This is a genomic window from Spiroplasma endosymbiont of Apeira syringaria, assembly GCF_964020205.1.
GTDB classification, from domain to species: domain Bacteria; phylum Bacillota_I; class Bacilli_A; order Mycoplasmatales; family VBWQ01; genus Spiroplasma_E; species Spiroplasma_E ixodetis_A.
In genome coordinates this window covers 53,326-75,792 of the sequence record NZ_OZ026543.1, presented here as the reverse complement: position 1 = coordinate 75,792, position 22,467 = coordinate 53,326, and the positions used below count along the sequence as shown (strand labels likewise).

Here is a 22,467-nt window from a genome sequence, read left to right as displayed (position 1 = left end):
TGACATTGGAATTGCAATAACAGATTCAACAATTAAATTAATTCATAAAATTTGAATTGGTGGAAATGTTTAGTAATCTGTGTAACTTACAAAAATAACTATGTTTAATTAATTCTAGTAAATATAATTAAATGACTAGAAAGAGTGAGTTACAGATGGCTAAAAAAGATAACTTTAATAATAATCATCCAATATCAAAAGCAGTAGATTTATTACTAGAAAATACTGAAGATTTAACAACAGTTTTTAAACCTGGCGGTTTATATAAAGAATTAACAAAAAGATTAGTTGAAAAAATGTTGAATTCTGAAATGCAAAATTATTTAGGATATGAAAAAAATCAACATAGTACTACTGAAAATGCTCGTAATGGTAAAAGTTCAAAAAAATTAATAACTCAACAAGGTAAAATTGAAATTGATGTACCAAGAGATCGCAATAGTAATTTTACTCCTGTAATAGTTCCTAAAAGGCAAATAAGATTTGATGGTTTTGATCAACAAGTTCTTTCCTTGTATGCAAAAGGAATGACATTATCTGACATTAGAATGCAGTTGCAAGAGTTATATCATGGTGCTGATATTAGTGAAAGTGTTATTAGTCAAATTACTGATGATGTTATTGATGATGTTAAAGCATGACAAAATCGACCATTAGAAAGTATTTATCCTATTGTTTATTTTGATTGTATAGTAGTTAAAGTACGACAAGATAAACGGATTATTAACAAATCAGTTTATATAGCATTAGGAGTTGATTTAGAAGGCAAAAAAGATGTTTTAGGATTATGAATTAGTGAAAATGAAGGTTCTAAGTTTTGATTATCTAATTTCACAGAAATGAAAAATCGTGGCTTAAATGATATTCTTATTGCTTGTAGTGATAATTTAACAGGCATGTCAGAAGCAATACAATCAGTTTATCCTAAAACAGAACATCAATTATGCATTGTTCATCAAATTAGAAATAGTTTAAAATATGTTTCATACAAACATCGAAAAGGTCTAGTTGCAGATTTAAAACCAATTTATAGTGCATGTAGTGAAGAACAAGCAATGCAAGCTTTAGAATCGTTTGAAAGTAAATGAAATAAACAATATCCTCAAATTACTAAATCTTGATATAAAAATTGAGATAATTTAATGGTTTTTATTAGTTATCCAGTAGAAATCAAAAGAGTGATTTATACTACAAATGCTATTGAATCTGTTAATAGTCAATTACGAAAAATCATCAGAAATAAAAAAGTTTTTCCTAATGATATGGCAGTTTTCAAAATATTTTACTTGGCAATTGAAAATATAACAAAAAAATGAACATTGCCTATTCAAAATTGAAATACAGCAATTGCTCATTTTATGATAAAATTTGAAGATAGAATTAATCTAAACTAGTACTTTATAAAACAAAGATACACAGATTATTAAAAAGCCTCGAATTGGTTGCAATAATTCATTTCATCCAAAAATAGCACCAATAACAATTGAAAATACTTGGGCCATATTAGTAATTAAAATAAAAATAACAATTCTTTTAATTTTACTGTAAATATTGCGTCCTTCTTCAATAGCATCAACAATAGTAGCAAAATTATCATCAGTTAATACTATTTGTGAAGATTCTTTAGCAACATCAGTTCCCGTAATACCCATCGCTACTCCAATATCTGCCGCTTTTAAACTAGGAGCATCATTAACACCATCACCAGTCATCGAAACAACCTTATTATGACTCTGCAATGCTTTAACAATCTTAACTTTATGTTCAGGAGAAACACGAGCAAAAACTCGATATTGATTAATATTAGCATTAAATGATTCTTCTGGAATATCATCAATCTTATTACCACTAAGTGCTTGTGTTTTATTTTCAATCAAACCTAATTCTTGACCAATAGCAACAGCAGTATTTAAATGATCACCAGTAATCATAATTGTATCAATACCTGCTTTTTTAGTTTTAACTAAAGAATCTTTAACTTCGTTTCTTGGTGGATCAATCATTCCAACTAATCCTAAAAAAGTTAAATTACTTTCAATTTCACTAATATTACTATAATCTTTCGTATTATTAACAGTTTTATAACTTGCTCCCAAAACACGTAATGCTGAATTTGACATTTCTTCCATACTTGCAATTATTTCTTTTTTAATTTGTGCAGTTAATACTACCCTTTCGTTATTAATAAGCGCATGAGTACAAATATTAATCATATTATCAAACGCACCTTTAACAAAAACATAAGTTTCTTTATCGTATTCATTAATTGTTGACATTAATTTACGATTGGAATCAAAAGGTATTTCATGAACTCGAGTATGTTTATCACTAAGTGCCTTTGTTGGAAACTTTAATGTTTCTGATCAATTAATAAGTGCTGCTTCCGTTGGATCACCAATAGTTTTATTTTTACTAACTTCACTATTATTACATAATACTAAACAATCTAAAAATAATTGTTCTTGCTTAGTTTTCTTTTTAAAGTCATTACTATCATTAACTGATTTTGTTAAATAATATTTTTTAACAGTCATTTTATTTTGTGTTAAAGTTCCGGTTTTATCAGAACAAATAATATCAACTTGACCTAATGTTTCAACAGCAGGTAAATGTTTAACAATAGCATGTTTTTTTGCCATTCTTGAACTTCCCAGTGATAATGAAACGGTAACAATAACTTGCAAACCTTCAGGTATTACTGCTATTGTTAAAGCAATTCCAAAAATTAAAGCATTAATAGCAGGTACTTTAATTAAGAAAAATTGTAATAAAAACATAGCTAAACCTAATAATAAAGCAAAAACCGAAATTATTCTAATTAAAAAAGACATTTGTCGCGTTAATGGTGATTTAGGTTCTTTTTCTTCTTGTAATAACTTAGTTATTTTTCCAATTTCAGAAGTTTTTGCTGTTGCATAAACTAAACCAAGACCACTACCTGTCGCAATAGAAGTAGACATAAAAGCAAGATTAGTTCTTTCACCAATTGATAATTTTTCTTCAGTTAATGTTTCAGGAGTTTTACTAATTAAGGTTGATTCACCAGTTAAAAGTGATTCATTAGTACGTAAATTATAAGACTGAATAATACGCAGATCAGCAGGTACAAACATTCCCGCATCTAAATAAACCAAATCACCTACCACTAAATCTTTAGCATCAATATCGTATTTATTACCATTACGAATTACTACTGCTTGTGAAGAAACTAATTTCTTTAAAGAGTCCAAAGAAGCTGCAGCTTTTACTTCTTGATAAGTAGCCAAAGTAGCATCAACAATTACAATTAAAAAAACAACTAATGCTTCTTGTCATTGACCAATAACAGTAGCAATAATTGCTAATGCAATTAATACTAAAACAAATGGTTCAATAAAATGTGCTAAAACTATTTTTCAAATTGGTTTTTTTTCGTAACTGGTAATTGATTAGGTCCTGTTTCTATTAGCAATTGAGCTGCGGCTTCTTCAGTTAAACCTGTAAAAAAATTAGTATTTAATTTTTTTGCTAATTCCTTAGTTGAATCATTTCAAATCACAATTATTTAACCCCCTTTTTAATTTAATCCATCATAATTCCTTTTCAAAATTTTTTATCATTAGATTGTGGCCCTAAAGCAGTTTGTGGTAATTTTTGGATTTTTAACATCTCTTCTTCTGTTAGTTGAAAAACCGCAATATCGGGATTACTAATAATTCGCTCTGGATTAGTTGATTTAGGAATAACTACTTGACCCAATTGTCAAGCTCATCTTAAAGCAATGTGACTAGTAGTAACCTTGTATTTATTTGCTAATTATTGTAATAATGGTATTTCATATGCTCTACCACCTAGCATTGTTCTTCATGAAGTAACAGCAATATTATTCTCGTAACAAAAATCTATTGTGTTTTTTTGATTAAAACCAGGATGTGTTTCAATTTGATTAATTGCTGGTTTTATTTTTATTTTTTTTAAAAAATCTTTCAATTGTGAACTATTAAAATTTGAAACACCAATTGCCCTAACTTTACCATATTCATAAAATTCTTCTAAGGCTCTTCAACATTCAAAACTTTGTTTAGTTGGTCAATGAATTAAACATAAATCTAAATAATCTAGTTTTAAACGATTCAGGATACGACGCAAAGCATCTTTAGTAAGTTCATATTCATGATTGTCATTTCAAATTTTAGAAGTAATAAATAAATCTTCCCTTTTAACTTCTGGATTTTCTGCTAAAAAATCTTTAATTGCATTACCAATTATCTCCTCGTTTTTATAATATTATGCAGTATCAATATGACGATAACCATTTTGCAAAGCACAAATTACTGAATTATAAATAGATTTACTATCAACCATTAAATATGTACCTAATCCAAATTGAGGAATTTTGACACCATTATTTAAAGTTATCGTTTTTTGTAAAATTTGTTCTTTTGTAAGTTTTAACATTTGTCTAATATCCTTTCAAACAAAATATTAATTATAACCCGCTGTAAAACGTTTTTTAATAAATTTTTGTTCTTTAATCTCATTAATAATAGCAATTGCAGCATCACCATAACTAATTTCACTTTTTCCTTCTTTATTAACAATTAAGTGATTGTTACCAATTTTAAATTTGCCTAAAGTTGGTAATTCTGGGTCATAGTATAAAGAAGGGCTAAAATATGTTCAATTAATGTCACTGCTACGATAAGTATCTAATGCTTGAACTTGTTGTTGTGCATGCTCTTTTCATGCTTCAGGAAATGCAATTGTTTCTACTAATATTTCATTCTTATCATTTAGCAAACTACCAGCACCACCAACAATTAATAACCTTTTAATATTTTGACATTCATGCATGATAGTAATTAAGTTTTTAGCAACTTGCTGATGAATATTTTGGGGATTATCAATAGTAGGGCCGTAATCACTAATTAAAATATCAACATCATTAACAACCGCTTTAATACTACTTTTATTAGTAAGATCAGCTTTTTTAATGGTCAATCGATTATCATTATTAAGAATTGGCATTTTAATAGGATTTCTAGTAATGGCAACAACTTGATATCCCTGTTTTAAAGCTTCTTTAGTTAAGGCAAGTCCTGATTTTCCTGATGCTCCAATAATTCCAATTTTCATAGTTAGTACTCCTTTTCAAACTTAATTTTAACGAAGAGTCAACAATATACTATAGTAATTATAACATAAGTACACCTTATATTAGGTATTAGTTTGGGTGTTAGTAAATCATAAAATTATGATTTTAATTTATAATATTGCTACTTTTACTTATAATTTTACAATTATATATAATAATTTAAGGCTTTTCTCAGCATTTATGTGATAAAATTAAAATAGTACATAAAGGGAGAAAAGCCTACATTTATTTGATAAGCGTACTGATTTCACTAACTTCATTTTTAATAATTTTAGTTTTTGATGGATAACCATAACCAGCAGACACTAAAATTGTAACATGATACTTATTAGGTTTAATAATCTTATTTGATTCTAAGTAAGTTAATAATTGTTGTTCATTAAAACCACCTAATACAACATTATCAATTTGATGAGCAGTTAATAATAATAAAAGGTTTTGTAATAAAATAAAAGTTTGACATTGTGCCCAATGATTTATTTGTGTTTTTTTGTCATGATCAAAGAAATTATTAAATGTTGATTTATAAATTTCGTATTGTGGTTTTGTTAAATTACGTCTTTTCATAACAGTATCAACAAATCATTGATTACTAGTATTGAAATTTTCACCACTATAACTTAATAAAATAAATAAATGTGAACAAGTACTAACTTGTTGTTGATTATTTATGATTGGTTGCAATTGTGCTTTAATTTTAGAATTACTAATAACTAAAATTTTTCATGGTTCTAAACCATATGAAGATGGGGTATGACGCACATAGTTAAGAATATCGTTAATTTTACTATCACTAATAACTTTACTAGGATCATAATTACGAATTGATTTACGATTTAAAATTAGACTTTCCAGTTCTTTAACATAAGGCATTGATTTGTCATCTCTTTTCTATAAATTAATTTTACTACTAAAATATTTTTAATCAAAAATCTTTATTCTCTTTTGAGAATAAAGATTTTTGATTTAATGTGATTATTCAATAACCTCAGTAACTTGTCCGGCTCCAACAGTTCTTCCGCCTTCACGGATTGAGAATTGAGTACCTTTCTCAAGGGCAACTGGGTGAATTAATTCAACAGTAATAGTAACGTTATCACCTGGCATAATTAATTCCGATTTTTCACCTTTATTAATAAAGTTTCCCATACTTCCTGTAACATCAGTTGTACGGAAATAAAATTGTGGTCGATATCCCGGATTAAATGAAGTATGACGTCCACCTTCTTCTTTAGTTAGAATATAAACTTCACCTTTAAATTTAGTATGTGGAGTAACTGATCCTGGTTTAGCAATAACTTGTCCACGTTGAATATCTTCACGTTTAACTCCACGTAATAATACTCCAACGTTATCACCAGCTTGTGCTTCATCTAATAATTTTCTGAACATTTCAATACCAGTAACAACAACTTTTCTAAGACCTTTGTTAATACCAATAATATCAATTTCATCATTAACTTTTAAAGTTCCACGTTCAATTCTTCCAGTAGCTACTGTTCCACGTCCAGTAATAGTGAAAACATCTTCAACAGCTAATAATACTGGTTTATCAACTTCTCTTTTTGGTGTTGGGATTCATTCATCCATTGCTGTTAATAATTCTTTAATTTTTGCTTCTCATTCTTTTTTACCATCTAATGCTCCTCTTGCAGAACCACGAATAATTGGTGTATCATCACCTTCAAATTCATACTTAGTTAGTAATTCACGAATTTCCATTTCAACAAGTTCTAATACGTCATCGTCTACACTTTCCATATCACACTTATTTAAGAATACAACAATTTTTTTAACTCCAACTTGACGTGCCAATAGAATGTGTTCACGTGTTTGTGGCATTGGACCATCAGTTGCAGAAACAACTAACACTGAACCATCCATTTGAGCTGCACCTGTAATCATATTTTTAATGTAGTCAGCGTGACCTGGACAGTCAACGTGTGCATAGTGACGAGTTGGTGTTTCATATTCAACGTGAGCTGTATTAATAGTAATACCACGTGCTTTTTCTTCTGGAGCAGCATCGATAGAAGCATAGTCCTTAAACATACCTTTATATCCATCTGCTTCATGTTTTGAACAATAACTAGTAATTGCAGCAGTTAATGTTGTTTTTCCGTGATCAACGTGACCAATTGTTCCAACATTAACGTGCGGTTTTGTACGTTCAAATTTTTGTTTTGGGCCTGTTGATACAGGCTTTGATTTTTTTACTTCTTTTTCTGCCATTTTTGTTTCCTCCTTGGAAATAATTAATACTTATTTTTATTTAATTAAATTAAACACTAAGATAATTTTAAAGTAAAGTTATTATACTTTCAATTAAATTATTTTATTTTTTAGTAATTCTTCCTTTTTGATATTTACCAGCAACTGCTTCAGCAACTGATTTTGGTGCTTCTTCATAGTGTGAAAAAGACATTGTATATGTTCCGCGTCCTTGGGTCATTGAACGTAATTCAGTAGCATAACCAAACATTTCAGATAAAGGCACTTTAGCTTTAACAACTTTACTATTACCACGCATTTCATCTGCTTCTATAGTACCTCTTTTACCAGAAATTTTACCAACAATAGAACCATAATATTCATCTGGAATAATAACTTCAACATTCATAATTGGTTCTAATAATACTGGTTTTAATAAATCTTTATTATCTTGTAAAGATTTAGAAGCTGCAATATTAAAGGCACGTTCTGAAGAGTCAACAGGGTGGAATGAACCATCATATAATGTTGCTTTAACGTCAATAACTGGATATCCTGCAATTAAACCATTAGCTAATGATTCAATTAATCCTTCTTGTACTGGTTTAATGTATTCACGTGGCACTTTACCACCAACAATTTTATCAACAAACTCGAATCCTTTATCTGGATTTGGTTCAAATTTAATAATAACATGTCCATATTGGCCGCGACCACCTGATTGATGAATATATTTACCCTCAGCGCGTTCACAAACTGCTTTAATTGTTTCACGATAAGCAACTTGTGGATTTCCAATGTTAGTTGCTACTTTAAATTCACGTTTTAAACGATCAGTTAAGATGTCTAAATGCAGTTCTCCCATTCCTGAAATAATTGTCTGTCCTGTTTCTTTGTCTGATGAAACACGGAATGTTGGATCTTCTTCTGCAAGTTTTTGTAAACCTAAACTCATTTTTTCTTGATCAGCTTTTGTTTTAGGTTCAAGCGCTAATGAAATAACTGGTTCTGGAAATACCATTTTTTCTAAAATAACTTCATGTTTTTCATCACATAATGTATCACCAGTAGTTGTATCTTTTAAACCAACAATAGCAGCAATGTCACCAGCATAAACCTTTTTAATTTCGGCACGACTATTGGCATGCATTTGTAAAATTCGACCAACACGCTCTTTTTTTTCTTTAGTTGAGTTTAATACATAACTACCAGATTCTAATGTTCCCGAATATACTCTAAAAAAAGTTAATCTTCCAACAAAAGGGTCAGTCATGATCTTAAATGCTAACGCTGAGAAAGGTTCTTCATCACTAGAATGACGTTCTACTTCTTTTGATGAAACAGGTAATATTCCTTTAATTGCAGGTACATCTAATGGTGAAGGCAAGTAATCAATAACTGCATCTAACATTAATTTAACACCTTTATTTTTAAAGGCACTACCACATAATACTGGGAAAAACTCAGCAGCAATTGTTGCTTTACGAATTACTGTCTTAATTTCAGCAACAGTTACTTCTCCTTCAGCATATTTCATAAAGAAATCATCATCAAAGTGAGAAAGTGCTTCTAATAATTCCTCACGTCTACTTGCAATAACATCTTTAAGTTCTTCAGGAATTGCAATTTCTTTATAATCCTCATTTGGTTTACCATCAAAATGGTATGCTTTCATCTCAATTATATCAATAATTCCATCAAAAGCATCTTCTGCACCAATTGGTCATTGAATTGCATGAGCATTAGCACCAAGACGATCTTTTAATGTTTGAATTGAATGAGCAAAGTCAGCCCCAATTTTATCCATTTTATTTGCAAAAACAATTCTTGGTACATTATACCTAGTTGCTTGATTTCAAACAGTTTCGGTTTGTGGTTCAACTCCAGTTTGCGCGTCTAATACAGCAACTGCTCCGTCTAAAACTCTTAATGAGCGTTCAACTTCAACAGTAAAATCAACGTGACCCGGAGTATCAATAATATTTATTCGATTATTTCTTCAAACAGCAGTTGTTGCAGCTGAAGTAATAGTAATACCACGTTCTTGTTCTTGTTCCATTCAGTCCATAGTTGCGGCACCTTCATGTACCTCACCAATTTTATGAATTTTACCAGTATGATATAAAACTCTTTCTGTTGTTGTAGTTTTACCAGCATCAATATGAGCCATAATTCCAATATTTCTAGTATTTGCTAGTGAATATTCTCGACCTGATTTTTCTGCCATTTTCTCTCTCCTTTATTATCATTTATAGTGAGCAAAGGCTTTATTAGCTTCAGCCATACGATGAATTTCATCACGTTTTTTAATTGATGAACCATTACCAGTAGCAGCATCCATAATCTCAGCTGCAAGTTTATCTTGCATACTATTACCATATCTTGCTTGTGAATAAGAAACTAATCAACGAATTGCTAAAGTTATCTTACGAGTAGCACTAACTTCAATAGGAACTTGATAGTTTGCACCACCAATTCTTCGAGTTTTAATTTCTAATTGTGGTGTAATATTAGCAATTGCCTTTTCAAATACTTCTAATGGTACTTGTTGGGTTTTTTCTCCAACAATTTTAAAAGAATTATAAACAATTTTTTGAGCTACACTTTTTTTACCATCAATCATAATGGCGTTAATTAATTGAGTAACAATTTTTGAATCATAAATTGGATCAGCAACTAATTCTCTTTTAATAGCTTGATTTTTACGCATTTAGTTTTACCTCCTTATTTCTTATCTTTTGGTTTTTTAGTTCCGTATTTAGAACGACCTTGATTACGATTTACTACTCCGGCAGTATCAGAATACCCACGAATAACATGGTATCTAACTCCAGGTAAGTCTTTAACTCTTCCACCACGGATTCCAACAATAGCATGTTCTTGCAAATTATGACCTTCTCCAGAAATATAAGCAGTAACTTCCATACCGTTAGTTAAACGAGCACGAACAATTTTTCTTAAAGCTGAGTTAGGTTTTTTTGGTGTTCTTGTAGTAACTACAATCGCTACACCTTTTTTTTGCGGACTGCTAATTGAAGAAGTTGTTTTTGTTAATGAATTATATGAAACATTTAACGCTGGTGATTTAGATTTGTATTTTTTATCTGTACGTCCTTTACGTAATAGTTGGTTCATTGTTGGCATTAATCGTTAGCCTCCTTTATGATTTTAAAGAATTAATTATATACACAATTCCTAGTGTATCAAAATTTAGTCCAATAAGTATAATACCAGTTTTTAATAGTAATAGTCAAATAAATTTTGAAAAATAATTAGAAAAAAATGACACAATTTAAATTGTGTCATTTTAATTATAATAAAATATTATATTTCTTATTCGTGTGCTGTTACACCAGTTAATTTAACAGCAACTGCAACATCTTTTGATTGCCCAAGTGTAACTTTAATATTAACTGTATTATCTCCTACAGTTAAATCTGTATCTTCTTTATCAAAAGTAAATGTTGCTTCACTAGCTTTATCTTCATCAGTAACTTTTTTAATTGCTGCTGTAATAATATCTTTAGCATCACTTTGTTTTTGTGAATCATTTAATGATTTACCATCAACACCTTTTTCTAAAGCTGCTTTAATATCAGTTGTAACTTCAACATCTGTCTTTTTATGTGCTAATGTAAATGTAATAGTTATTGAATCACCATTATAAATTTTACCATCAGGAGTAACTACTGCACTAGTAATTGGATCTCCCTCTTTTTCAGGATTATTAACTTTAACTGTAATACCATTTAAATCAATGTTTTTATTTTCTGGAACTGCTTTAATAGCTTCTTTAAGTTCTTTCTCAGTTGGTTTAGTAATATCAACAACTGAAATTGGACCTAATTCTTTCTTTTTTAATAATGTATCTAAATTAACTACAGTTTGATCACCACAAGCTACAACTGAAGTAGTAGCTACTGTTGTTAGGGCTAATGCACCCATAAGTCTTAATAAATTTTTCATTTGCATATCTTAGTACCTCCGAAATAGTTATTTACTTATTTTTTGAATTTTAACATACAAGAAAATGAATGTAAAGATTTTTTCCCTTGTACTTATTAATTAACATATAAATTTATATATTCAAATCTTATTTTTTTACTAGTCTTTAATTTTCATTAAATAAGGTTTTTTTAAAAAATGTTATATAATAATAAGTATCATTTAAGGCATGTTTTTATAGCATACTTATGGTAATTGGTGAAGAAAGGGTTGAAAATTTTATGCAAAAAAGTCAGATAGCACGAGCTGTACAAAAAAAATTAGAATTATCAGAAAAAGAATACAAAGAAGTGTTAGAATTTATCTTAGATAAAATTGCTACTGCTTTAATTAAAGGAGAAAAAGTAACACTACGTAACTTTGGAAATTTTACTATTAAATACCGCAAAGCTCGACCGGGAGTAAATCCACAAAATTCAGAACCGATGGCTATTCCTAGAAAGCGAGTAGTTAAATTTAATTCTTGTAAAGCATTAAAAAAGAGAGTTAATGAAGGTAAATAAATATTTTATTTTAGGAATGACTTCAATCAAATATAGATTGTATATTCATTCCTTTTAATTTGTAAAATTAACAACCTTTTTTAATCTTAAATAATTAAAAAAAATACTCTGTTTTAAATGAGTATTTTTTATTTTATTCATATATTAATATTAAGATATATTTTTATTAAGTACTTTTTTTTCTGATAAATTAGATATTTGCGTTTTTTTATCTTTAGTTGTATGAATAAATGGTTTAGATTTTCAAAATGTATAAATTAATAATGGTAATAATATAAAAGCAGCAAATAAATCAATAAAGCCAAGAAATAAATAAAAATAAAAACCATTATGAGAAACATGTGCAACATAATATCCTAAACCTAAACAAATAATTGGCATTATAATTGTTCGTTGTAAACTAGCAAATAATGACAATTTACCACGATTAATTGATTGATAGAAAATAACAGCAACATAATGTAGTGTAGCTAATGGATAAAAAGCAAACTGCATAATAATATAAACTTTAAAGAATCTTGCCATTTCTAAATCTACGCCAAAGAAATGCATCATATATTGCCCCGCTATTACTACTAATAATACTGAAGCAATTAGCAACAATAAAAGTAATAAAGTTAAACGTCACATCAATTGTCAAACACGACTAAAGTCCTTTGAACCATAAACATAGCCAATTAATGCTCTTGCTCCCTGCGTAATTCCAATAATAGGTGCATTAATTAAAATTAACCAAGGCATAATACCACCATATAATTGAACAAAAACCGGAATACCAGTAATTACTCCACCATGATAGTCTGGAGGTGGCAATGTATTTAAAATTTTAGTAGTAACCATTGCCAAAATACTTTGGGCAATATTTTGTAATAAAGAAGTTGCACCAATTAATAAAATGCCCGTTACTATTACTCATTTAAGTTTTAAGTGTGCTACTTTAAATCTTAAATTATCGGCACTATATCAAATAATACCTATTGAAAATAAATTAATGCTTGCTCAAGCAATAATAGTTGCATATGCAGTGCCTTCCATTCCTAATTTACCAGGAATAACAAAAATAAAATCTAAAGATATATTTACTAAACAAGCTGCAACATTAATTAAAATTGTTCATAACATCATTCCTTCACTACGTAACAATGAAACTAAAAAATAAGCAAAAAAAAGTAATGGTGTAGCAAGAATTAAAATTTGTGAAAATCTAACTGCTTCTTTAATTATTATTTCCCTAATTACTGGATTACTTCCAGCATTACTTCCAGCTTGAAATTCAATAATACCCTGACAACTAAAATACATAATGATCATAAGAACAATAGAAACTAAAAAAGATAATAGAAACCCATTTCCTAAATATTCTGACATTTGTTCTCGTTTATTTTGACCATATGCAATTGAAAACTTAATACCTGTTCCAGTAGCAACCATTAAAGCAAAGGAAACCATCATTGAAGAAGGAACAGCAGCATAAGTAGTAGCAATATTAATAATTTTTAATGCTTGTTCAGAAGTTATCATTATTCCTGAATTTTGATAATTATTATAACTATCAATAATACTTTGTCCACCTCATTGTGTAGCAATTCATTTATCAAAAATTTGATAAGTAGAAAAAATAATTACAGCAATTAAAGGTGGTGTGACCATAATAAAGATTGCTTTTCATGGATTTGCCGTGCTAAAAATAGCTTGTCTTTTCAACTTGTTTATTGAATTTCTTTCTGTTCGTTTATTGAAAGTAACTTTAGCAAGATTTTCTTTTTCCATAATATTATCCTTTCTAACAAAATTAATCTAATTAATATTATATTTTATAAAAGCTCATAACTAAAATATCTATTGCTGTCACAAATAAAAAACATGTTTAGTATTTTAAAAAATGTTAGAAGAAAAAAATTAAAATATAAATTTTTATAAAAAATATAATTACATTATAACCTAATAATAAATAAATATTTAAAAATAATCTCTTTAATTTATTTTTATTTAAAAACTATCATTACTTTCAATTGAAAAAACAATTGGTATTTTATTAGTTTTTCACTTAGTTCCTGTATGAAAATCAGGAGTAATAATAACATAAACCATACCAACTTGTTGATAATAGTTATTAATTACATGTTTAGCAAATTTATCACTAAAATATTGAATTGTGAAATTACCAGTTAAAGGATCACTCTTTAATTGATTAGAAGTATTAATAACATTCTTATTAATTTGTTGATATGTTAAATTAGGATTAACAATAATTGGATCCATTCCTGATAAATCATTAATTGTATTTAAATCAGAACGCTTATCTGTTAAAGTTACTTTCAAAATGGCTGTTGTTCCTGTTCAATAAGGATCATTAACATCTGCTGTAATTTTAACTCAAATATCACCAGCAACCTGTTCTTCATCATCTGCTGCTACTTTTCCTTCTTCATCACTAAAATAATTAACAGTAAAACCAACTGCTAACTTATTTTTTCAAATAAAGATGGTTGATTATAAAATGAGGAAAATCGTTAATAATTAAAAGATAATAATTATTTTACTGACTTCTCCCCACATGTACTTGTGGAGGGAATAATGAAACTGAATGAATTCAACAATGCTTTTCAAACTGAACAGCAATGTCTTGCATATATAGCAAATTTGAAAGAAAACAAATGTATTAGGTGTTTTAATTTTAATTTGAATACTTCTGATTTAAAAAGAATGAGATGTTTAAAATGTAATCAAACATTTAGCATTCTCACAGGCACCATATTTTCAAGGTCACAAACATCTTTAACATCTTGGTTTTATCTTATCTTTAGATGAATAAACACCAAACATGGAATTCCATCAACAGATATTGCAAAAGAATTGGGAGTGACTTTGAAAACTGCTTGAAGAATGACTCATAAAATCAGAACACGTATTGCAAAACAAAAACCTCAATTTATTGTTGAAGGTACAGTGCAAATTGATGAAATGTATCTTTCACATATGGGTTTTAAAAAAAAAGGAAGATCCTTGGTGAATAAAACCTTGATTGTTGGCATTTATCAAAAAACAACCAATAATTTAATTGTGAAAGTATTGAAAAACGCAAAGAGTAAAAATCTTTTGCAGTTTGCAAAAAACCACATTTCTTCAAAATGTCTTGTATATACTGATTCTTGAAAAGGATATTGCGATTTTAAATCAGTTTTCACTAAGCATGAAACAGTTAACCATCAAGATGGCTATGTTTCAAAAATTGGTGTAAATACCAACCAAATTGAATCAGTTTGAAAACATATAAGAAGAACATTTAAAACACATATCAAAGTTGCAAAACATCATGTTCATTTATATGCTAAAGAAGCTGCATATAAATTCAACAAGATACCTAGTTTTGAAACTGTAATTCTATGTTTGATTTAAAAATGTGGAGAGAAGTCCGTAGATAGGCTTTTCTCAGCATTTATGTGATAAAATTAAAATAGTACATAAAGGGAGAAAAGCCTTATTTTATTATAAGAGAAAAAGATTAATTATAATAATTTAATGAATAATTGCTTTCTTTTTTTCTATAGCAAATACTTTAAATTTAAATAGTTTTACATACTGTCTTGATAAAAAAGCACAAAAGAAAATTAAAATTAACATCTTAACAAATGAGTAAATTATAGTAACAAAAAAATTATTATTTACAAATTCCACTGCTCTTCTAGCAACATTTAATCCAAATATTAAGCGCAATAATAAACCTGTCATAAATTCAACACTAATTACTTTATTAAAAGCAATATGGAAAAATAAAATAAAAGTAGTACCATGAAATAAAAAGGCTAAAATTTTATTATAATTAATATTTAACATAATAAAAGGAATAAATAAAAATAAAGCTTGCAAAATTTCCATAATATCTCAATAAATTAAAGGAAAATAAAATATCATTCGACAACTAATAATAACAATAAATAAAGAAAAACTAAGTAATGAATAAACCACATTATCTTTTATCTTTTCTCAATTTATTCATCACTGAAAATTAAGACCAACTAAAAAAGCTAATAACCCAGGTATCAGTTGTAAAAATCCACCCTCACGAAATGATACATAAAATAAATCTCAATTAAAGTTATCATATCAATATAACTTACTAGTAAGTTGCAAGTTAATACTAAATATTAAAACTATTATTAAAAAAATACTAGTAATAACTAAAGTTATTATTTTAACAATATTTCAACTTTTATTACTTAAAGAAAAATGGTTAGTAACAACTTTTACTAATGCGCTACCACCAATAATAATTCATATCATTCATTTACCATAATCAAAAAATAATAATTTAAATCATAATCCTATCATATAACCTGTTGTTACATATCCTTCTTTAAAAGCAAAAAAATCTAAATACATAAAACTTGTAATTAAAGATAAAATCATAATAGCTAGTATTAATTTACTATACTCTTTTCAACTAAAATTATTATTGGCACTTAAAAAACCAAATGATATCAATATAACAAATAACATTGGTGAGCAAAAATAAGCATTAAAAGCATGTAAACTACCACCAATATTTAAAGTAACATTTTGTACATTATTTCAAACAATAAAAATAGTAGCAAGCACAATAAGTAATCTAATGCCATTATCTCGAAAGTTAATTTGTTTAAAATTGATAATATCCATTACTTAAACTCCTCACTATGATCATACATATTTGTCATATCAAAAAAAGGTGTTAAAATTGGCTGACCATCTCAAATTATTGGTCGTGAATTAATATCTAATAATCAAGCAATAGTAGCTGGAATATCATAAATTTTAATTTTATCTGGAATAATTCCGTATTTTGGAATACAATTTCCTGCAAAAAGCAAAGGAATTTTTTGTTCAGCATCAGAAGAATGACCATGATATTGTGAAACACCTCTATGATCAGAACTAATAATTAATAAGGTATCTTCTCACATTTCTAAATCTTTTAAATTTTCAATAATACCTCCAATATATTTATCAGTCTGACTAATTGCTTGATAATATTCTTCACTATTTCATTCACGTGAATGACCTGCTAAATCAGGATTAACATAATAAAAAAATGAAAATAAAGGTTTATTAATTAATACATTTTTCGTATTTTCAAAAGTTTGTTTATCATTTTCTGTTGCATAATAATTACCATTATTACTAATTAAAGTTTTTATATTTTCTTGCCCTTTGGGCTGAAAATTAGCAATCATTTCACCTTCACTAGCATAACCAAATAAATTTTTTGAAGGACCATACTTATCAATAATAGAACTAAAAATACTTACTTGATCAGCTTTTACTTCAGCATGAACAGTATGATGAATATTCCACAAATCTTGATCAACAACACCATGCTTAATAGGATCTGTAGCAAACATAACACTTGCTCAATTTGCAGCAGAAGAAGTTGGTAAAACATCACGTGCTTACAATGTATATGAACCATGATGCATTAAATAGTTCATATTTGGACTATAAGCACTTTTTAATGCATAACTGGCCATACCGTCAATACCCACCATAACTACATGTTTAGGTTTTTTTGCTTTAGGAACCAATTGATTAGTTGGTTCATTTGTTAAATAATCGTTACTATGTGGTACATAATTTAAAATTGGATCGCGATAACTATCGTAACTAATAGTTATCATAATCCAAACTACTACTCACACAATATTTATTAGTAAAAAAACAATTATTTTTTTAGAATTAAACATCATAATACACCCTTTTTAATGAAATAATGATTATTAAATTTTACTATAAATAAATTTATGAAGTAATTATATATTAAATTCTTGACTTTCATCATCCTCTAACTAATAAACTAACTCCAAGAACAAAACATATTGGTACAATAATGATTAAAAAAATAATTGCAAAATAAACTTGTTCAAAAGGATGAGAAACATAAGTATTTTTAGCCGCTTCTATATCTAGTTGATCTCAATTATAAAACAAATTAATAATACCATAGTGTTTTAAACTTCAAAAACCGTTACCAAGAAAATTATTATAGTGATCATTAAAAATAGCTGTTCCAAATAGTATTAAACTAATTATTAGAAAAAGCAAAGTTAAAATACATAAGAATAATCCTAGTTTTTGCTTTCAATCCCAAGATGTAAATTTTTTATATTCTACATTTTTATCCATATTTAACACTTACTAAACACTAAGAATATAATCAACGTTTAAAATAACCAAATATTAAAGATAAAACACTAACACCAAAAAAGATAGCAGTTAAAATTACTGTAAATACAATTCCGACAACTACTTGCGCAAGAGGATAAGTTAAAAGTTTATCACTAGTAGCATCTGTTCACATTTGATCATAGCCAGCTTTGCTTAGAAAACTATCAAGTCCTCATACAGAAATAGCATGAAAGCCATTTCCGGCATATTGTGAACTTCCTCCACTTGGGGCTTTAAAATTGGCTGTTGCAATTAAAATTAGTCCTAATGCTAAACAGAGCAAACTAATTACCAGTGAGGCAAAGCCAATTTTTATTCCTCAATTTTGTTTCTTAAAAAGATTTATAAGATTTTTCATTAAGGTTTCTCCTTTACTACCTAATTATTTTATTGTTTTACCAAAATAATGTATTAATTGGTATTATCACAATAAATAAATTATAGCGTAAAATTTTTTTAAATATTAAAAAAATTATGAATAAAAACATAAAAAAATCATTAGTACTTTTACTAATGATTTTTTCTATATTATTATATTATTCTTCAATTAATACTTTAATACCAGGGCCCATTGCTGTAGTAATACTTATATTTTTAATATAAGCACCCTTAACTGCTGCTGGTTTAACTTTTCTTAAAGTGTTAAGAATTGCTAAATAATTATCTTTTAACCATTCTTGTGCAAATGATACTTTACCAAGAATAACATGAATATTACCTTGTTTATCAACACGATATTCAACTTTACCTTTACGAATATCAGCTATTGCTTTTTGAACATCCATTGTTACTGTTCCTAGTTTTGCTGTAGGCATTAACCCTTTTGGTCCTAATACTCTACCAATTTTTCCTAATTCACCCATCATTTCGGGTGTTGCAATAATAACATCAAAATCAAATCAACCTTTTTGAATTTTTTCAATCATTTCCTTACCACCAACAAAATCAGTTTGACTTTCCATTGCCTCTTTTTGTTTAGTAGTAGTTATTACTAAAACACGTTGTGTTTTTCCGGTCCCTGCTGGTAAAACAATAGAACCACGTAACATTTGATCAGCATGTCTTGGATCAACATTTAAACGAAATGCTGCTTCAACTGTTGCATCAAATTTTAATGATGAAGTTTGTTTAGCTAATTCTAAAGCACGATCAATTGGATAAACTTTAGTGTTATCAACTAATTTTGCAACTGCAAGATATCTTTTACTTCTATTCATATTAAACACCTTGCTTTCCATCTTCAATAGTAATACCCATATTCTTGGCTGTTCCTGCAACAATTTTAATTGCATCTTCTAAAGAATAAGCATTTAAATCAGGTAATTTAATTTGAGCAATTTCTGTGATTTGAGCAATAGTAAGTGTTCCTACTTTTGTTAATTTAGCATTTGATGAACCTTTTGCAAGTTTCAATGCTCTTTTTAAAAGAAATGTTGTTGGTGAAGTTTTTATTTTAAAGTCAAAAGTTTTATCTTTATATGCTGTAATAAAAACTGGAATTGGAACTGGATTAACATCATCTTTTTGATCTTTGGTTTTATCGTTAAATTCTCTACAAAAACGTGGCATATCAATACCGAATGATGCTAAACTAGCACCTGGTTTGGCACTACCAGCTGGTAATTGAATAATACCTTCACGATTAATATTTTTTTTATCTGCCATGAGCAACTCCTCCTAAATGGATTCTCACTGTGGTCCAAACGAATAAATCTTCCACAAGTTTAAAAATAATTAAAGTCTATTTATATATATAAATAGTACTTTACAAATAATAACATCATTATAATTAGTAGTCAAATATATTTTAATTTTATTTTACATAAAAATTAAATAATTTAAACTAAACTTTAATTTTTTTACAACTATCATATTCTACTTTAATTTCGGTTTGACGACCAAACATATCAACAGAAACTGTTGCAACACCCTTATCTTCATCTAATTTAATAACTTGTCCTTCTCGGCCTTGTAAAGCACCAGAAGTAATATGAACAAAATCATTTAACTCAAAATCACGAATATTTTTTTTTGTCTCTTTAACTTTAGGTTGTGATGAATTTTTAGAATTACGATATAACATTTCATTAACTTCTTTAGTAGAAAGTGGAGTCGGTGGTACACCTTTACCACTAGAACCAATAAAACCATTAATCCCTGTTGTATTACGAATATCATATCAAGTATCTTCGGTTAAAATCATATGAACAAAAATATAACCAGGAAAAATATTTTTTTCAGTTATTTTTTTATCTTTATCTGGTATTGCTTCTTTAACAACCCTAACTTGAAAAATATTATCTTTTAAATTTAATTTTTTTTCAATTTTATTTTTCAAATCAGCAGCAACTTTATCTTCATGACCTTTGTTACAATTAACAATATATCATTGTGCTTGCTCAATTCGATGTTTATGTGTTTCTTCTAATGATGTAGTTTTCACTAAAGGGGTTTCTTTTTTTATTCTTTCGCTCATTTTTTGGCATCTCCATTTTTTACATTATTTTTAATAAAGGTAATACAAATAGTAATAACTGCTCAATTCCATAAAAGAATAGTGCTAAGACAGCAATAAATAATACTGTTGTAATAAATTTATTATTTAATTGTTTTCTTGGTGTTCAACGAGTTCTTCTAATTTCTCTTGATAAGTATAAGAAAAAATATTTATGATAAGTTCTCGCTTCTTTTTTATAATAAAAACGTTCTTCAGGCGTACGATTTTTACGTTCTTTTTCTCAAATTTCGCTAATATTAACCTTTTTATTTTTATCGGCTGTTCGTGGATCAAAACTTGGTTTTCCTTCAGAAGTTCTTTTTGTTCTTAAAGGTTTAATTTTACGTAAAATATTAAATTTACTTTTTAAAAGAGCAAATTTTTCAGGATTAATTTTTGGTTTTTCTTTTGATTTGTCTTCTGCACTCATGAAAATTTCTCCTAACGTGATTCCTTATGTAAAGTATGTTTTTGACAATGTTCACAATATTTTTTTAGTTCCATACGCTCTTTATATTTAATCTTATTTTTGTATGTATGATAATTACGATTTAAACACACAGTACAAATTAAAATTATTTTTTCGTTCATTAAATTCACCTAGAAAATTTAACCATTTTTAATTATATTATTATTTAAAATAAGTGTCAATTTTAAAATATTTTTATTTTAAAAACAAAGTTAAATTTTTAATCTTTCTTTAAAATTCATCATTTCTAAAATAATTGTACAAGAAAAAATAAAATAATAAATAAAAAATAATTTTAATTAACTATTAATACTTCCTAAAAGTGGTTGTCTTTCATTAGGTTCTATGATAACTTCTGACATATCATTATTTGCATTTGTAACAAATTCCGGCTCAAACTCATAATCAGGAATTTTTAACTTTATTCTTTCCTGTTGACTATTATCTTCAATCTCTGTTACTAATTCTACCTTTTTATTTTCGGGAGTATAATTATCTATTCATTCTTTAAACATTGTTAATGTTGGTCTTCAATCTTTTATTTTTCCGAGTTTAACAAAACTAGGAATTGTTTTATCTGAATGTCTCATTTCAAACTTATCTCAATTATTTTTTTCTAAATACTCATATATTTCCTTTAAATCTTTATTACTCAAAATACCTTTATATAAAGAAAAACTTTTTGTAATGTGTTCTTTTCTTTCATTAATAATTTTAATAATAATTTCCTCTTTACTATTTGAAGTATTAGATTTACTCATTGTAGAAAAATATGTATGACTAACATCCATCATTGCTGAAATTGACATTAAATTTCCTCCCACAATATTACCATTTGTAAAATTAATGCCTGCAGTTGCAAAAGTAGTAAGTGATTTTAAGTATTCAATAGTTTTTGTTACTTTTTGAATTTTATATAAATCAAAACCTGATATTCCACTAAGCACTTTAACTAATCCATTTGTACCAGTAAATAATTTATTTAATGCAATAGAAATCATTTCTGGAGTTAATTCATTACTTACAGCATCTTCTGTTAATTGTTCAGCAATTTCAGAATAAAGTCTTTCATTATTTGGTGGTAAAGTAGGAAAAGTGGGTAAATTTGGCTCGGTAGTTGTACTACCACCAGTTTCATTTAAATTATACGCTTGTCAAATAACTCAACCACCAAATGCAGCATATAATATATCAGCTACTCCACTTTTAATTAATTGGTAACGTTTTTCAATATTACTATCCCTAGTAACAGACTTAAGTCCTGCTATTGTTAGTAGAACTCCTGTTGTCGTATTACTTCAATTTTGTGCACTTAATGCTCCTGCTCTAACTGGACCATGAAGATTATTCAACACTTTTTGTACTTCTTTTCATGTTTCTTCTTTATTTATTTTCATTTTATTTATTCCTTTCATAGTTAAAGTAGTTTTAAATTAAATTTTTAATT

27 protein-coding genes and 1 pseudogene are annotated in these 22,467 nt (G+C 27.6%); 3 read left to right on the top strand and 25 right to left on the bottom strand.

What is annotated here, in order from left to right; all coding sequences use genetic code 4:
* Positions 1-155: 155 nt before the first annotated feature.
* On the top strand, positions 156-1,394 hold the full coding sequence (locus tag AACL02_RS00420; protein WP_339043448.1) for an IS256 family transposase: 1,239 nt from the start codon (positions 156-158) through the stop codon (positions 1,392-1,394).
* On the opposite strand, the gene AACL02_RS00415 is transcribed toward AACL02_RS00420, so the two are convergent.
* The 12 genes and pseudogenes from AACL02_RS00415 to AACL02_RS00360 all read right to left on the bottom strand — a co-directional run bounded on the left by AACL02_RS00415 (position 1,386) and on the right by AACL02_RS00360 (position 11,317).
* Positions 1,386-3,287 carry an HAD-IC family P-type ATPase gene (locus tag AACL02_RS00415; protein ID WP_339043446.1) on the bottom strand — a complete coding sequence of 634 codons (1,902 nt, stop codon included), beginning with the start codon at positions 3,285-3,287 and terminating at the stop codon, positions 1,386-1,388. The two genes, AACL02_RS00420 and AACL02_RS00415, sit on opposite strands and share 9 nt — an antisense overlap.
* A gap of 101 nt (positions 3,288-3,388) precedes the next feature.
* Positions 3,389-3,538 carry a cation-transporting P-type ATPase gene (locus tag AACL02_RS00410; RefSeq protein ID WP_339042041.1) on the bottom strand — a complete coding sequence of 50 codons (150 nt, stop codon included), beginning with the start codon at positions 3,536-3,538 and terminating at the stop codon, positions 3,389-3,391.
* A 23-nt stretch (positions 3,539-3,561) separates the two neighbouring features.
* Positions 3,562-3,738 (bottom strand): hypothetical protein, encoded by a 177-nt coding sequence (locus tag AACL02_RS00405; RefSeq protein WP_339042039.1) that lies wholly within the window; start codon positions 3,736-3,738, stop codon positions 3,562-3,564.
* Between the two features lie 57 nt (positions 3,739-3,795).
* Positions 3,796-4,254 (bottom strand): annotated as a pseudogene (locus tag AACL02_RS00400) (aldo/keto reductase family protein); the annotation flags it as partial.
* A gap of 12 nt (positions 4,255-4,266) precedes the next feature.
* Positions 4,267-4,437 (bottom strand): hypothetical protein, encoded by a 171-nt coding sequence (locus AACL02_RS00395; protein WP_339042037.1) that lies wholly within the window; start codon positions 4,435-4,437, stop codon positions 4,267-4,269.
* A gap of 27 nt (positions 4,438-4,464) precedes the next feature.
* Positions 4,465-5,115 (bottom strand): NAD(P)-dependent oxidoreductase, encoded by a 651-nt coding sequence (locus AACL02_RS00390; protein WP_339042035.1) that lies wholly within the window; start codon positions 5,113-5,115, stop codon positions 4,465-4,467.
* A 244-nt stretch (positions 5,116-5,359) separates the two neighbouring features.
* A complete protein-coding gene (locus tag AACL02_RS00385; RefSeq protein WP_339042033.1) occupies positions 5,360-6,007 on the bottom strand; it encodes a nitroreductase family protein in 648 nt (215 codons plus the stop codon).
* Positions 6,008-6,109: 102 nt separating this feature from the next.
* On the bottom strand, positions 6,110-7,366 hold the full coding sequence (gene tuf, locus AACL02_RS00380; protein ID WP_339042031.1) for an elongation factor Tu: 1,257 nt from the start codon (positions 7,364-7,366) through the stop codon (positions 6,110-6,112).
* A gap of 103 nt (positions 7,367-7,469) precedes the next feature.
* Positions 7,470-9,572, bottom strand: a complete 2,103-nt coding sequence (gene fusA, locus AACL02_RS00375; RefSeq protein ID WP_338974412.1) for an elongation factor G — start codon at positions 9,570-9,572, stop codon at positions 7,470-7,472.
* A gap of 15 nt (positions 9,573-9,587) precedes the next feature.
* Positions 9,588-10,055, bottom strand: coding sequence for a 30S ribosomal protein S7 (rpsG, locus tag AACL02_RS00370; protein WP_174481359.1), 468 nt, complete (start codon positions 10,053-10,055; stop codon positions 9,588-9,590).
* 14 nt (positions 10,056-10,069) lie between these two features.
* Positions 10,070-10,489, bottom strand: a complete 420-nt coding sequence (rpsL, locus tag AACL02_RS00365; RefSeq protein WP_339042028.1) for a 30S ribosomal protein S12 — start codon at positions 10,487-10,489, stop codon at positions 10,070-10,072.
* A 189-nt stretch (positions 10,490-10,678) separates the two neighbouring features.
* The gene (locus tag AACL02_RS00360; RefSeq protein ID WP_339042026.1) at positions 10,679-11,317 is read right to left on the bottom strand and encodes a hypothetical protein; all 639 of its coding nucleotides are present in this window, start codon (positions 11,315-11,317) and stop codon (positions 10,679-10,681) included.
* Between the two features lie 221 nt (positions 11,318-11,538).
* On the opposite strand from AACL02_RS00360, the gene AACL02_RS00355 reads away from it, so the two are divergent.
* Complete coding sequence (locus tag AACL02_RS00355; RefSeq protein ID WP_339042024.1) at positions 11,539-11,853, top strand: HU family DNA-binding protein; 315 nt, start codon at positions 11,539-11,541, stop codon at positions 11,851-11,853.
* Between the two features lie 150 nt (positions 11,854-12,003).
* Here the strand turns inward: AACL02_RS00355 and AACL02_RS00350 are convergent, their stop codons facing one another.
* Positions 12,004-13,623 carry an MATE family efflux transporter gene (locus AACL02_RS00350; RefSeq protein ID WP_339042022.1) on the bottom strand — a complete coding sequence of 540 codons (1,620 nt, stop codon included), beginning with the start codon at positions 13,621-13,623 and terminating at the stop codon, positions 12,004-12,006.
* Between the two features lie 219 nt (positions 13,624-13,842).
* Complete coding sequence (locus AACL02_RS00345) at positions 13,843-14,175, bottom strand: hypothetical protein (protein ID WP_338961647.1); 333 nt, start codon at positions 14,173-14,175, stop codon at positions 13,843-13,845.
* A gap of 384 nt (positions 14,176-14,559) precedes the next feature.
* Here AACL02_RS00345 and AACL02_RS00340 point away from each other — a divergent pair, with 384 nt between their 5' ends.
* A complete protein-coding gene (locus AACL02_RS00340) occupies positions 14,560-15,252 on the top strand; it encodes an IS1595 family transposase (protein ID WP_339043444.1) in 693 nt (230 codons plus the stop codon).
* 120 nt (positions 15,253-15,372) lie between these two features.
* Here the strand turns inward: AACL02_RS00340 and AACL02_RS00335 are convergent, their stop codons facing one another.
* From AACL02_RS00335 to AACL02_RS00285, 11 genes are all read right to left on the bottom strand, one after another.
* Positions 15,373-16,512, bottom strand: coding sequence for a hypothetical protein (locus tag AACL02_RS00335; protein WP_339042020.1), 1,140 nt, complete (start codon positions 16,510-16,512; stop codon positions 15,373-15,375).
* Positions 16,512-17,234, bottom strand: coding sequence for an alkaline phosphatase (locus tag AACL02_RS00330; RefSeq protein ID WP_339042018.1), 723 nt, complete (start codon positions 17,232-17,234; stop codon positions 16,512-16,514). Before AACL02_RS00330 ends, AACL02_RS00335 begins: the two co-directional genes overlap by 1 nt.
* Positions 17,235-17,282: 48 nt before the next feature.
* Entirely contained in the window at positions 17,283-17,507 is a 225-nt protein-coding gene (locus tag AACL02_RS00325) for a hypothetical protein (protein WP_339042017.1), read from the bottom strand.
* A 139-nt stretch (positions 17,508-17,646) separates the two neighbouring features.
* Positions 17,647-18,012 (bottom strand): hypothetical protein, encoded by a 366-nt coding sequence (locus AACL02_RS00320; protein WP_339042016.1) that lies wholly within the window; start codon positions 18,010-18,012, stop codon positions 17,647-17,649.
* A gap of 19 nt (positions 18,013-18,031) precedes the next feature.
* The gene (locus AACL02_RS00315) at positions 18,032-18,412 is read right to left on the bottom strand and encodes a hypothetical protein (protein ID WP_339042014.1); all 381 of its coding nucleotides are present in this window, start codon (positions 18,410-18,412) and stop codon (positions 18,032-18,034) included.
* A 178-nt stretch (positions 18,413-18,590) separates the two neighbouring features.
* Complete coding sequence (rplA, locus tag AACL02_RS00310) at positions 18,591-19,271, bottom strand: 50S ribosomal protein L1 (RefSeq protein WP_339042012.1); 681 nt, start codon at positions 19,269-19,271, stop codon at positions 18,591-18,593.
* A 1-nt stretch (position 19,272) separates the two neighbouring features.
* Positions 19,273-19,719, bottom strand: a complete 447-nt coding sequence (rplK, locus tag AACL02_RS00305; RefSeq protein ID WP_339042010.1) for a 50S ribosomal protein L11 — start codon at positions 19,717-19,719, stop codon at positions 19,273-19,275.
* Between the two features lie 178 nt (positions 19,720-19,897).
* Positions 19,898-20,530, bottom strand: coding sequence for a transcription termination/antitermination protein NusG (gene nusG / locus AACL02_RS00300; protein WP_339042008.1), 633 nt, complete (start codon positions 20,528-20,530; stop codon positions 19,898-19,900).
* A 19-nt stretch (positions 20,531-20,549) separates the two neighbouring features.
* On the bottom strand, positions 20,550-20,981 hold the full coding sequence (gene secE, locus AACL02_RS00295; protein WP_339042006.1) for a preprotein translocase subunit SecE: 432 nt from the start codon (positions 20,979-20,981) through the stop codon (positions 20,550-20,552).
* An 11-nt stretch (positions 20,982-20,992) separates the two neighbouring features.
* Entirely contained in the window at positions 20,993-21,142 is a 150-nt protein-coding gene (rpmG, locus tag AACL02_RS00290) for a 50S ribosomal protein L33 (RefSeq protein ID WP_174481441.1), read from the bottom strand.
* A gap of 177 nt (positions 21,143-21,319) precedes the next feature.
* Positions 21,320-22,417 (bottom strand): hypothetical protein, encoded by a 1,098-nt coding sequence (locus AACL02_RS00285; RefSeq protein WP_339042004.1) that lies wholly within the window; start codon positions 22,415-22,417, stop codon positions 21,320-21,322.
* Between the last annotated feature and the right edge of the window lie 50 nt (positions 22,418-22,467).